At 60.9% G+C, this 11983-nt stretch carries 14 protein-coding genes; all 14 read left to right on the top strand.

Annotated features, from left to right (window positions below):
• The first annotated feature begins 4 nt into the window (after window positions 1-4).
• Window positions 5-919 carry a RimK family alpha-L-glutamate ligase gene (locus M3436_05690; protein MDQ3563638.1) on the top strand — a complete coding sequence of 305 codons (915 nt, stop codon included), beginning with the start codon at window positions 5-7 and terminating at the stop codon, window positions 917-919.
• A complete protein-coding gene (locus M3436_05685) occupies window positions 916-1824 on the top strand; it encodes a triphosphoribosyl-dephospho-CoA synthase (protein MDQ3563637.1) in 909 nt (302 codons plus the stop codon). The genes M3436_05690 and M3436_05685 overlap by 4 nt, the downstream gene beginning before the upstream one ends.
• Window positions 1825-1929: 105 nt before the next feature.
• Complete coding sequence (gene fae / locus M3436_05680) at window positions 1930-2439, top strand: formaldehyde-activating enzyme (GenBank protein MDQ3563636.1); 510 nt, start codon at window positions 1930-1932, stop codon at window positions 2437-2439.
• A 79-nt stretch (window positions 2440-2518) separates the two neighbouring features.
• The gene (locus tag M3436_05675; GenBank protein MDQ3563635.1) at window positions 2519-3457 is read left to right on the top strand and encodes an ATP-grasp domain-containing protein; all 939 of its coding nucleotides are present in this window, start codon (window positions 2519-2521) and stop codon (window positions 3455-3457) included.
• A gap of 42 nt (window positions 3458-3499) precedes the next feature.
• Window positions 3500-4561, top strand: a complete 1062-nt coding sequence (locus M3436_05670) for a hypothetical protein (protein ID MDQ3563634.1) — start codon at window positions 3500-3502, stop codon at window positions 4559-4561.
• Entirely contained in the window at window positions 4546-5928 is a 1383-nt protein-coding gene (pabB, locus tag M3436_05665; GenBank protein MDQ3563633.1) for an aminodeoxychorismate synthase component I, read from the top strand. Before M3436_05670 ends, pabB begins: the two co-directional genes overlap by 16 nt.
• Window positions 5915-6532 (top strand): hypothetical protein, encoded by a 618-nt coding sequence (locus M3436_05660; protein MDQ3563632.1) that lies wholly within the window; start codon window positions 5915-5917, stop codon window positions 6530-6532. Before pabB ends, M3436_05660 begins: the two co-directional genes overlap by 14 nt.
• Before the next feature lie 109 nt (window positions 6533-6641).
• On the top strand, window positions 6642-8126 hold the full coding sequence (locus M3436_05655; protein MDQ3563631.1) for a mannose-1-phosphate guanylyltransferase/mannose-6-phosphate isomerase: 1485 nt from the start codon (window positions 6642-6644) through the stop codon (window positions 8124-8126).
• Window positions 8127-8165: 39 nt separating this feature from the next.
• Window positions 8166-9119, top strand: a complete 954-nt coding sequence (galU, locus tag M3436_05650) for a UTP--glucose-1-phosphate uridylyltransferase GalU (GenBank protein ID MDQ3563630.1) — start codon at window positions 8166-8168, stop codon at window positions 9117-9119.
• A gap of 133 nt (window positions 9120-9252) precedes the next feature.
• Window positions 9253-9690, top strand: coding sequence for a 30S ribosomal protein S6 (gene rpsF, locus M3436_05645; protein MDQ3563629.1), 438 nt, complete (start codon window positions 9253-9255; stop codon window positions 9688-9690).
• A 4-nt stretch (window positions 9691-9694) separates the two neighbouring features.
• On the top strand, window positions 9695-9919 hold the full coding sequence (rpsR, locus tag M3436_05640) for a 30S ribosomal protein S18 (protein ID MDQ3563628.1): 225 nt from the start codon (window positions 9695-9697) through the stop codon (window positions 9917-9919).
• 44 nt (window positions 9920-9963) lie between these two features.
• On the top strand, window positions 9964-10890 hold the full coding sequence (locus M3436_05635) for a YybS family protein (GenBank protein ID MDQ3563627.1): 927 nt from the start codon (window positions 9964-9966) through the stop codon (window positions 10888-10890).
• 300 nt (window positions 10891-11190) lie between these two features.
• A complete protein-coding gene (gene rplI / locus M3436_05630; protein MDQ3563626.1) occupies window positions 11191-11652 on the top strand; it encodes a 50S ribosomal protein L9 in 462 nt (153 codons plus the stop codon).
• Between the two features lie 107 nt (window positions 11653-11759).
• On the top strand, window positions 11760-11983 hold a 224-nt coding region (locus M3436_05625), incomplete at its 3' end, for a replicative DNA helicase (protein MDQ3563625.1).

Here is an 11983-nt window from a genome sequence, read left to right as displayed (position 1 = left end):
TTCTATGCCCTGCGTGGCTATCGTCACGGATGATCCCGGTTGGCACGGGGCGGTATTGAAACGCGCCCTCGCAGCGCGGGGTTTCGAGTCCCGCACCGTGTCCCTGACGGCATGCCGGTTCGATCTCAATCGTCCGAAGCCGGTCGTCATCCCGGGATTCGAACGTGAGCCGCCCGCGGGGATGTTCATACGCGGTGTCCCCGGGGGCACCTTGGAACAGGTCATCCTGCGGCTCGATCTCCTCCATGCCTTGCGGGAGCTCGGAGTCTTGGTTTACAACGATGGGCGCGCCATTGAGCGGACGGTCGACAAGGCCATGACCAGTTTTTTGCTCAAACGAGCCGGGATCCCGACGCCGGACACCTGGGTGCTCGAAGCCGAGTCGGAAGCGCGCGCGCTGGTCGAACGCGAGCTGGCGAGAAATACGCCGCTGGTAATGAAACCCTTGTTCGGCTCCCAAGGGGCCGGCGTCACCTTGGTCGATCGCCCCGAGGCCTTACCGGATCCGGAAGCCTTCGGCCAGGTTTATTACCTCCAGAGATATATCGACAGCCGCGACAGTGAATGGCGCGATTGGCGGGTATTGGTGATTGATGGTCACGCCGTGGCGGTGATGCAGCGCCGCAGCGCGCACTGGATCACCAATCGGGCGCGCGGGGGCCGTTGCTTTGCCGTCCCTCTCGATGCGCCGCTGGCCATGCTGGCCGAGGAAGCCGCGCGGGCGGTGGTCGTCAATTACGCCGGCGTCGATTTGATGCAGGACCAGGACGGGCGTTTCTTGGTCACCGAGGTCAACAGCGTTCCGGCCTGGCAGGGCCTGCAGGGCGTCACGAGCTTCGATATCGCCGAGCGGCTCGTGGACCACTTTCTGTCGTGCATGGACGCGGTCCGGGCCCGCCATGGCGTAGATTCATCATGATCCGGATCGCGGCGCCCGCGGTCGCCGAGGTTTGGCTCTGGAGCTGCCGGCTGGATCTCGAGGCGTTGAAGCCGGGCAACGTCAGCCTGCAGGCGCCCGGTCACGGAATGAGCGCCGCCGATTTTATTCGCAGCGCCGAAGCGGCGGCGCCGTTGCTCTGCGCGCAGGGTTTGAGCGTTGGCGAACGCATCCTGCGTAGCATTGAAGCAACGCAGCGGGCGGTCGGATGTAACACCAATCTCGGCATCGTGCTGCTAAGCGCGCCGCTGGTGCATTCTGTCCTCATGGAATCGCCGCAAGGGCGGCTGCGGCCGCGGCTCAAAGCAGTACTGCGCTCCCTGACACACGATGACACAAGTCGGGTCTTTGCCGCGATCGCGCTGGCCGCGCCCGCGGGGCTTGGCCGGCGTGAACGTTACGATGTGCGCAGCGATCCCACCGTTAGCTTGTGCAGAGCGATGGCCGAAGCTCAGACCTGGGATAGGATCGCCTTCCAATACGCCAACGATTTTATTGAGATTTTTGACATCGGCGTGCCGTGTATCGAACGCTACATCAAGCCGGGGTGCAACGATGCGATGGCGCTCCAGTGGGCGGCCGTGGCCTGTTACTTACACTTTCTGGCCGCGTTCCGGGACAGCCATATCGAGCGCAAATACGGACCGGCACGGGCCGAAGGAGTGCGCCGAATTGCAAAAGAAGTGGAATCCCGGTTCAAGGCGTGCGAAAATTTAATCAATGCAACGCCTTTGTTGCAGGAATTCGATAATAATTTAAAACGGGAGGGGCTCAATCCCGGGACCAGCGCGGATCTGACCGTGGCGAGCCTGCTAGCGTTCCATTTAGAATATCTCCTGGCGGGGCTCAATCGCGATCTGGCTGTTGCGGCTGCAGTAGCTCGGTAACGGGGGAGATCCTTTTCCGTAATAAATATAAGGTGGCAAGCGATGTCTATTTTCAGAACACTTGTCGGACAAACTTCAACTGGAGAAGTAATAGGAGCTAAAACTATGGCAGTCGTTGACAGAGTATTAGTCGGGGAATCCTTAGTCGGGGATGGCAACGAGATCGCGCACGTCGATCTCATCATGGGACCGCGGGGCAGCGCCGTCGAGGCCGCGTTCTGCAATGCTTTGACCAACCAGAAGGACGGGTGCAGCACCTTGATGGCGATCGTAGCGCCAAACTTGCCGTGCAAACCCAACACCATCCTTTTTAACAAGGTTACCATCAAGGGTGCCAAGCAGGCCGTGCAGATGTTCGGTCCCGCGCAACGCGCGGTCGCCATGGCGGTTGTTGATTCGGTCGAAAACGGCATTATCCCCGCCAGCGAAGCGGAGGATATCTTCATCTGCGTGGGCGTGTTCATTCACTGGGAAGCCGAGGACAACAAGAAAATCCAGGATTTCAACTACCAGGCCACCAAGGAGTCGATCGAACGCGCGATCAAGCGGATACCGAAGGCCATGGACGTCGTCGCCAAGAAGAAATCGGCGCACCCCTACGCCGACCACGTGTAACGGGCAACCGTGGTCTTCCCGACACGGCGTTGATTGTGACATGCCCCGGTAGCCGATACCGGGGCATGTTTTTTCCGAGATGCCGCGCATCTTCGTGTGCGAGTATATTACCGGCGGCGGGCTCGCGGGCGAGGCGCTCCCGGTCGCGCTCGCCGCGGCCGGTGATGCCATGGTACGGGCGCTCCTCGACGATCTCCGCGCGGTCCCCACGGTCAAGACGGCCACCACGCGTGACGCACGTCTCGCATCTTTGGATCCTGACATCGAGACGCGGGTTATTTCGCCTGCGGGATCGGTTTGGGAACGCTGGGAGCAATGTATCGAGGCTGCCGATGCCGTATGGCCGATCGCACCCGAGGCCGGGGGTGTTTTAGAGCGTTTGAACCGCTGCGTGCTCGATAAAAACCGGATCTTGATCGGTTGCCATCCCCAAGCGGTCCAGGTTACGGCGAGCAAGTTTCGCACGGCGCGCGAGCTTAAAAGGTATCATATCCCGGTGCCGGACACGGTATACCCGAACGCAGAATTACCCTCAAGCGATAGCGGTTGGGTAATCAAACCGGACGATGGTGCTGGGTGTGAAGAAACCTATTATTTCCGGCGCGCGGAGGACGTCATCCGTTCCGGAAAGTGGACCAATGAGTCTATTGTTCAGCCGTATATACCCGGGATCCCGGCCAGCCTGAGCGTGCTGTGCTATGATGGCTCGCACAGCTTACTCGCATGCAACGCGCAGCGAATACAGATAGCCAGCCAGCGGCTCGTATATTCCGGCGTGGCGGTAAATGCGCTCGGGCATCGCCGGCATGAGTTCGAGGAATTGGTAAGCCGAATTCTGGAGGCGGTGCCGGGGCTGCGTGGCTATATAGGGATCGACCTCGTGATCACGGAATCGGGTCCTATCGTGATGGAGATCAATCCGCGCCTCACGGAGGCGTACGTAGGTTTGCGGCAGTCTCTGCGGTTTAATCCCGCCGCACCGGTAGTGGATGCCTGTATGCGGATCCCGGTGCGGTAAGCGCGTATTCGGCTCGTGGCGCAAAATCAGATGCGGGACCCGATGGAAGCAAATGCGTACCTGGGATGGGACCTTGGCGGAGCCCACCTGAAGGTGGCTAAGGTGGGAAATGGTGGACGCCTCCTCGGGGTCAAACAAATTCCATGCCCCCTATGGCGGGGCTTGGATGTTTTCGATCAGGCGCTCGGGTCGGTGGTCAACGAGATCCACGGGAACACACATGCGGTGACCATGACCGGCGAGCTCGCAGACATCTTCCCTGATCGCTGCGAGGGTGTGCGGCGCTTGTTGGAACGGTCGATGGCGGTCCTCGGCGATGTCCCGTTGAGCGTGTACGCGGGGAAGGCCGGTTTCGTTGCCGCGGCGGACGCCGCGCGCTATTGTTACGAGATCGCATCGGCCAATTGGCATGCAAGCGCGCACCTCGCGGCAAGGTATCGTGATTGCGGGATCTTGGTGGATATCGGCAGCACGACCACCGATATCGTCGAATTCAGCCGAGGCAACGTTTGTTTTCGCGGTTACACGGATGCTGAAAGGCTCGGCAGCGAGGAGCTGGTGTACACCGGGGTCATACGAACTCCGGTTTTTGCCGTGGTGTCGCGGGCGCCGTTCCGGGGCGAATGGCAGTCCGTCACCGCGGAGCGTTTCGCGACCATGGCCGATGTCTACACGCTTACCGGAGAGCTGCATGAACCCGCACTGGGGTTTTTAGCACCGCGTGAGACCGCCGACGGCGGGGGTCGCGGCATCGAGGCCTGTGCGCGGCGCCTGGCACGGATGCTGGGACGCGATGCCGATGCAGGTGCGCTCGATGAATGGCGCACGGTGGCGCGCTATATTGCCGGCGTGCAGCGGCATGGAATCAGGCAGGCCCTGGAGCGCATGTTTTCCAGGCGGTCCGCCGCACAGTCCCTACCCTTGGTCGGCGCCGGGGCCGGCCGATTTATTGTTCGTGATCTCGCGCGGCAATTGAACCATCCATACATCGATTTCTCCGACTTGCTACCCGAGGCCGGCGCCTACGCGGAAGGAGCGGCCCTATGCGCACCGGCCGTTGCCGTCGCGTATCTCATCCAGGCTCACCCATGGGTGCGAGCATAGAGGAGCTTAACTATACGCAGGATACCGGGGCGGTGTTTGCTGCGTTCGCCGACCGGCCGTGGTCGATCTTTCTCGATAGCGGCGCTTACGGCGGCGAGCGCGCCCGCTACGATATTTTCTCCGCTGAACCCTCGGTGACCCTGACGACTCGGGGTCTTCGGACTGAAATCAAGACGCCGCGCGCGCTGGCGATCTCGGAAGAGTGTCCCTTCGAGTTGGTCAAGCGATCGCTGGGAGATCCGCGTCCCGCGCCGCTGGGTCTCCCGTTCGCCGGCGGGGCCATGGGCTATTTCGGCTACGACCTGGCGCGGCGGCTAGAACGCCTGCCGGTCATAGCGGCAGCCGATTTCGATGTGCCCGATATGGCCGTCGGTATCTATGATTGGGCGGTGGTGGTCGATCATGCCGAGCGACGAAGCTTTTTGGTCGCCTCGGATCACAGTTCCCGCGCTGCGTTGCTCGAGATACGAGCGGCATTAGGGCGCTCGGTGAGCGACACTGCTAGGCGGTCGTTTGGGGTCGTCTCGCCGGTGCACTTCAATATGACCCGGCACGAGTACGGCCGCGGCTTTCAGCGTATCAAGCGCTACCTCCTTGAGGGGGATTGTTATCAAGTCAATTTTGCTCAGCGCTTTTCCGCCTGCGTAGAGGGGGATCCCTGGCTTGCCTATCGTGCGCTCCAGTACCTCAATCCCGCGCCGTTTTCGGCCTACCTGCGCCTGCCCGATCTGGTGGTGTTGAGCTCTTCGCCAGAACGCTTTCTGCACGTGCGCGACGGCGTAATCGAGACGCGGCCCGTCAAGGGCACGCGCCCGCGTTCGGCGAGCAAGCTTCGCGACCAAGCGCTGGCGGAGGAGCTCCGCGTGAGTGCGAAGGATCGCGCCGAGAATTTAATGATCGTCGATCTGCTGCGTAACGATTTAAGCAAGAACTCGGCGCTAGGATCGGTCAAGACCCCGGCGTTGTTCGAGGTGGAAAGCTTCGCCACCGTGCACCATCTCGTCAGCACCGTGACCGGGCGTTTAGAGACCGGACGGCATGCGCTCGATTTACTCCCCGGCTGTTTTCCGGGCGGCTCGATCATCGGGGCACCCAAACTACGCGCGATGGAGATCATCGAGGAGCTGGAACCGCATCGCCGCCATGTTTACTGCGGCGCCATCGGGTACATCGGCTTTGACGGCGGCATGGATACCAACATCGCCATCAGAACACTCGTGGTAAAAGATGACTGGATCTACGGCTGGGCCGGCGGCGGCATCGTCAACGATTCCGAGCCGAACGCCGAATACCAGGAAACCTTGGACAAAGCCGAGGCCATGCTCAAGCTGCTGAGCGCCGCGCCCGCGACCCATGTGGGTGGTTAAGTTGGGCGGCAGCCTGGCATACGCGAGCGAGTTGCCGCGATGGCTCAGCGCTCTGGCCGAAAGCGCCGGGGGACGGGCGATCATCGTGCCCGGCGGCGGGCCGTTTGCCGACCAGGTGCGCCATGCCCAATCCGAGTGGAGGTTTTCGGATGAGGCCGCGCACGCAATGGCGGTGCTTGCGATGGAACAGTTCGGTCTGATGATGACCGGGATCGAACCCCGTCTTGCGCCGGTGCGGGATCGGGCGCAAATCGAGAATGCGCTCGCCTCGGGGCGCGTCGCGGTGTGGCTGCCGCGGGATATGATGCGGGGGCACGATGGAATTCCGCGCTGCTGGGGTATAACCTCCGATAGTCTTGCCGCCTGGTTAGCCCATACGCTCGCCGCTCGGCACCTGCTGCTGGTTAAATCGGTACCGGCGCCGCCGGGAGATTGGGTCGTGTCGGAACTGGTGCGCGAGGGAATCGTGGACGCGGCATTGCCTGGATTTCTCAGGGATGCGCCGTACACCACGTGGTGGGTCGATCGCTCACGCTACTCGGAGATTGGCGCCATCATGGAGGAACGGTACGCGCCCGGAAGCCGCGTCGTTTACGCGTCTTGAGGGCGCTATCGCACACACGGCTGAAGACGCGTGTGTATAATGCCCGACCGAGATCCGAGGGTAGTATGTGGGGTTCACCGGCTGTACCGATTGCAGTGCATAAAATCTCATGACCACACTCATTCCGATCATACTTGCCGGGGGCGGCGGGACGCGCCTTTGGCCGCTGTCCCGCGAGCAGTACCCGAAACAGTTTTTGAAGCTCGGGAGGGCGGCGACTTTACTGCAGCAGACACTGCGGCGGCTGGATGGTCTGGCTTCGATGCCGGACAGTGCCGCCTATTCCCTGACATTACCGCCACCGATCGTCGTATCTAACGAGGACCACAAGTTTCTGGTGACCGAACAGGCTCGGCAGGTGGGGGTGGAGCCAAGCAGCATCATGCTCGAGCCGGTGGGCCGCAACACGGCGCCCGCGCTCACCTGTGCCGCGCTGGTGTGCCAAGCGCGCAGCCCCGAGTGTGTCGTCCTCATGATGCCGGCCGATCACGTCATTCAAGACCCCGAGGCGTTTTGCCGGGCCGTTCTCAGAGGCATCGGATTGGCCCAGGATGACTATTTAGTCACCTTCGGTGTGGCGCCCACCAAACCCGAAACCGGGTACGGATACATTGAGCACGGCGCGGAGATCGATAGGGGTCGCGATGCAATCGCTCCGCACAAAGCGTATCAAGTAAAGGCCTTTGCCGAAAAGCCCGGCGCGGAACGCGCGCAACTTTATATCAGCGCCGGGAATTGTCTCTGGAACAGCGGGATCTTCATGATGAAGGCGTCGCAATGGCTTGAAGCCATCGGGCATTACCGGCCGGACATTTTGGCCGCGTGCGAGCGCGCGTGTGGCGAGGCGCAACTCGACGGCGGGTTTTACCGTATGCAACGCCAAGCGTTCGAGGCCTGTCCCAGCGATTCGATCGATTACGCGGTGATGGAAAAAGTTTCCGGCGACTCTTTTTTCCGCACGGCGATGGTGCCGCTCGATGCAGGGTGGTCGGATGTCGGGGCCTGGTCGAGTCTGTGGGAGATCGCCGAGCGTGATAGCGACGGTAATGCCATTCTTGGCGATGTCTGCGCGCTCGATTCGCGGAACAACTTGTTGCTGTCTGAATCGCGTCTCCTCGCCGTGCTCGGATGTGATGATCTGGCCGTCGTGGAAACCGCGGATGCCGTGCTCGTGCTCCCCAAGGAGAAGGCCCAGGGGGTGAAAGAGGTGATCGCGTGGATGCAGCAACACGCCCGGGAAGAGCGCCTGAATCACCGCCGCGTCTACCGCCCTTGGGGAAGCTATGAGAGCATTGACCAGGGGGAGCGGTTTCAGGTCAAGCGCATCATCGTGCAGCCCGGCGCGAAGCTGTCGCTGCAGATGCACCATCACCGCGCGGAGCACTGGATCGTCGTCAAGGGCACGGCGCGCGTGACGCGCGGGGAGGAGGACTTTCTGCTGACGGAGAATCAATCGACGTATATCCCCCTCGGCATCCAACACAGACTGGAAAACCCCGGGACGATCCCGCTCGAGATCATCGAGGTGCAATCGGGTGCGTACCTGGGCGAAGACGATATCGTCCGCTTCGCGGACGCCTACCATCGCGTTTAGCGGTCAACGCCACTTTTATTCAATTTTGGAGACGTATGCATGAGTAAACCGGTAAAAAAAGCAGTCTTCCCCGTGGCCGGTCTAGGGACACGTTTCCTGCCGGCGACGAAGGCCAATCCGAAAGAGATGCTGCCCATTGTGGACAAACCGCTCATTCAATACGCCGTCGAAGAAGCAGTAGCGGCGGGTGTGACGGAGCTCGTATTCATTACCGGCCGCAACAAACGCGCGATTCCGGATCATTTCGACAAGGCTTACGAACTGGAAGCCGAGCTAACGAAACACAATAAGACCAAGATGCTGGATCTCGCCACCAACATTCTCCCGCCGGGCGTGTCCTGTATCTATATTCGCCAATCCGAAGCCTTAGGTCTCGGTCACGCCGTCCTTTGCGCGAGACCCGTGATCGGCAAGGAACCGTTTGCCGTCGTGCTCGCCGATGACCTGATTGACGGTAACCATAAGGGCTGCCTATCGCAGATGGTCGAGCTGTATTCGCGCTATAACTGCGGGGTGATCGCCGTCGAACCCGTACCGCAAGAGGAGACCAGCAGATACGGCATTGTAGTCTCTCAAGCCATTGAACCACGGGTCGGCAAGGTGCAAAGCATCGTCGAGAAACCGCGGCCCGAGGATGCCCCCTCGAACCTCGCGGTGGTCGGCCGTTACATTCTTACGCCCGACATCATGCCGGTCCTCGAACACACGGCAGAGGACGCTCGCGGCGAGATTCAACTCACCGACGCCATCGCCAAGCTTCTCGCCAAGAAAACCGTCCTGTCGCTAGAGTTCGAAGGGCAACGTTACGATTGCGGGTCAAAACTCGGTTTTCTGCAAGCGACGGTGGAGTATGCGCTAAAACATCCGGAGGTGAGGGCGGATTTCAGGAAATACCTGGACTCGCTGCAGGGCCAGATGCGCGCTCCCGAACGTGTCTCGGAAGCAATTGCGATGGCACATAATCCAACCAGAAAATTGCGCGACGGAGGTTAATGCAATAGAATTCGCGGCGCTGAAAACAGCACAGAGCGCCCCGCGTGCGGGGCGCGTTATAACAACTCTCCTTGCCTCACCGCGAAGCGCCGAGAGCGTCAGCCGGGAGGCGATAAGCCATGAGGAGCGACTAATGCGCCACTACGAGATCGTATTTCTTGTTCACCCCGATCAGAGTGAGCAAGTCCCCGCTATGATCAATCGCTATCGTTCGATGATCGAAACGCGGGGCGGGGCTATCCACCGGCTCGAGGATTGGGGCCGCAGGCAATTGACTTACCTCATCGAGAAGGTCCACAAGGCGCATTACGTATTGATGAATGTGGAGTGCGACGGGGAGACCTTAAGCGAGCTGAACAATGCTTTCCGATTCAATGACGCGGTCATTCGCAATCTGGTAATGCGCCGGGATGAAGCGGTGACCGAGCCTTCGCTATTAGCAAGACGCGCCGACGACGAAGAGCCGGTCGAGGGACCAAGACCCGCACCCGAACCGAGTGCGGTTGAAAGTCCGGATCCCGTGGATTCGAATGCCGGAGAGGAAATAGCAGATGTTGTCCAGGTGAGGTGAAAGTATGTCACGATTTTTTCGTCGTAAGCGGTTTTGCCGGTTCACGGCCGAAGGTGTCAAGGAGATCGATTACAAGGATCTAAACACGCTCAAGGGTTATCTTACGGAGACCGGCAAGATCATGCCGAGCCGCATCTCCGGCACGAAGGCGCGTTATCAACGCCAACTGGCAACGGCCATCAAGCGGGCGAGGTTCCTCGCGCTGCTTCCCTATTGTGACTCTCATTAAAAGCGCCGCGGCCGGCCGCCGCTTGCTCGGTCCGGCGTGATGGCGTGAAGATCCTCGCCGAATATGTGATGCGCGGGCGTTTGCAGGCCGCGGGGGTCGCGGGTCTATGCGGTGTTTTGAGCTGGCTCATGCCCCCGGTTTCCTACCTGAGCGGCGCTGCCGTCGGTCTGGTCGCGCTCCGGCACGGCGCGCGCGAGGGAACGTTTGTCATTGCCGGCGCCGCCTTTCTGAGCGGCGCGGTGGCGTTCGGCGGTTTTCGTAACCTCCTGCCGGTGGCTTCGCTCCTCGTGGCGCTGTGGCTGCCGGTATGGCTCGCGGCCCTGGTGTTGCGCGTCTCGCGCGAGCAGGGCGTGATGCTTTCAGCGGTCGGCGCGATGGCGGGGCTTTTCGTCGTTGCGATGCGCATTACGCTGAGCGACGTCGATGCCTGGTGGGAGGAGATATTGAAGCGCGTGTTTCGGCAGGCCGAGTCCGATGGCGATGTTCTCATCCCGGACGAAATGCTCGTGGAGCTTGCCGCGGTGATGAATCCGCTTATCGCCGCAGCCATAGAATTCAGCATCGTCGTTACACTGCTTCTCGCACGCTGGTGGCAGGCGGCGCTCTATAACCCGGGAGGCTTCCGCGCGGAGTTCGAGGTGCTGCGTTTGCCCGGGGTGCTGGCGTTTCCGACTGTGGCGATGATCATCTACTTGGTATTCGAAATCATGAGCCGGGCGCGTCCCTATGGCGTGATCGTGGATCTGGTGGTTGTGGCCTGTGTGCTTTATTGCTTTCAGGGGCTCGCGGTCGTGCACCACCAGCATCGGGCCCGGGGACATTCCAAGGCTTGGCTCGTGATTCTCTATGTGGTGCTGTTTATCACCCCGCACTACACCGTGTTCGGCCTCGCTGCTTGCGGCCTGCTGGACCGGGCGGTCAATTTCAGAGGACTACCGCCGCCAAGTTTTCGCGGGGGCGCTGCGGCCTAAGAGTTTGTGAAAAAACCTACTGCGCTCGGGATCTCGCGTCCGGCGGTGCTCGGAATCCTCATGTATTTCAACATACACTCCGGTTCCTGCGCTCCGGCGGAACGCGACCTCCCATCGCTCGCGACGGTTCTATCACAAACTCTGGGAGCTTGTGAATAAATCGCCTCCGGCAGCCCGGAGCGCGAGGCACCGCGGAGCGAGCGAAGAGCCATATCACACGATAGGTGAGCATGGTATTGTGTGGTGTCTCGGCGCATCCGGCGATCAAAAAGCGTTTAGCGAGAGCAATGAGGTGAGGCAATGGAAGTCATTCTAATCGAGAGAGTGCACCGGCTCGGTGATCTCGGCGAGCGCGTGAAGGTGAAATCAGGGTATGCGCGTAACTATCTAATTCCAAGCAGGAAAGCAGTGCCGGCAACGGCCGCCAGTTTAGCTAAGTTTGAAACCGCCCGCGGCGAGTTGATAGAGGCCCAGGAGCTGGCGCTAGCGGAGGCGCGGTCGCGGGCCGAGGCGCTGGAAAACTTGTCCGTAACCATTCGGGCCCGGGCCGGATCCGAGGGAAGGCTATTCGGGTCGGTCGGTACGCTGGACATCGCGACCGCGGTGACGGAAGCGGGGGTGGCAATGGAAAAGAAACAGATCAGGCTACCGCAAGGGCCTCTGCGCGAAATCGGCACGCACGAAGTCCGAGTGCATCTGCACCCGGACGTGGATGTGGCCATCAAAGTCGTCATCGCGGCGGAGGACGAAGGAACCTCCTAAGCGCTTAAACACGGATAAGCGCATGTCAGTCAAACTGCGGCGGCGAGCCCTCGGCCCTGCAGCGCTACGCCTTGGAGCGGCCGGTCTACGAGCGCGGGCCGGCTAGCGTGGAGTTTCGCGCTTCCAATCCCCGGGGTGCCGTTCGAGAAGGTCCTAAGGTCCCGCCCCATTCTGTGGAGGCCGAACAGTCCGTATTGGGCGGTTTGTTGCTCGACAACGAAAGCTGGACCCAGGTGGTCGAGCGCCTCACCGAGCATGACTTCTATCGTTTAGAGCACCGGCTGATCTTCCGCGCGATCGAGGCGCTGGCGGCGGAGAGCAAGCCTTACGA

Source organism: Pseudomonadota bacterium (assembly GCA_030859565.1).
Classification (GTDB): Bacteria; Pseudomonadota; Gammaproteobacteria; order JACCXJ01; family JACCXJ01; genus USCg-Taylor.
The sequence above is the reverse complement of the archived record's forward strand: the minus strand, read 5'-3'. Positions and strand labels throughout refer to the sequence as shown.

Bases quoted from the DNA above. Each gene is read 5' to 3' on its own strand.
- rplI (MDQ3563626.1), top strand. From the start codon at position 11,191: ATGGAAGTCATTCTAATCGAGAGAGTGCACCGGCTCGGTGATCTCGGC.
- rpsF (MDQ3563629.1), top strand. From the start codon at position 9,253: ATGCGCCACTACGAGATCGTATTTCTTGTTCACCCCGATCAGAGTGAG.
- M3436_05660 (MDQ3563632.1), top strand. From the start codon at position 5,915: ATGTGGGTGGTTAAGTTGGGCGGCAGCCTGGCATACGCGAGCGAGTTG.
- M3436_05685 (MDQ3563637.1), top strand. From the start codon at position 916: ATGATCCGGATCGCGGCGCCCGCGGTCGCCGAGGTTTGGCTCTGGAGC.
- M3436_05670 (MDQ3563634.1), top strand. From the start codon at position 3,500: ATGGAAGCAAATGCGTACCTGGGATGGGACCTTGGCGGAGCCCACCTG.
- galU (MDQ3563630.1), top strand. From the start codon at position 8,166: ATGAGTAAACCGGTAAAAAAAGCAGTCTTCCCCGTGGCCGGTCTAGGG.
- M3436_05675 (MDQ3563635.1), top strand. From the start codon at position 2,519: ATGCCGCGCATCTTCGTGTGCGAGTATATTACCGGCGGCGGGCTCGCG.
- M3436_05655 (MDQ3563631.1), top strand. From the start codon at position 6,642: ATGACCACACTCATTCCGATCATACTTGCCGGGGGCGGCGGGACGCGC.
- pabB (MDQ3563633.1), top strand. From the start codon at position 4,546: ATGGGTGCGAGCATAGAGGAGCTTAACTATACGCAGGATACCGGGGCG.
- M3436_05690 (MDQ3563638.1), top strand. From the start codon at position 5: ATGCCCTGCGTGGCTATCGTCACGGATGATCCCGGTTGGCACGGGGCG.
- rpsR (MDQ3563628.1), top strand. From the start codon at position 9,695: ATGTCACGATTTTTTCGTCGTAAGCGGTTTTGCCGGTTCACGGCCGAA.
- fae (MDQ3563636.1), top strand. From the start codon at position 1,930: ATGGCAGTCGTTGACAGAGTATTAGTCGGGGAATCCTTAGTCGGGGAT.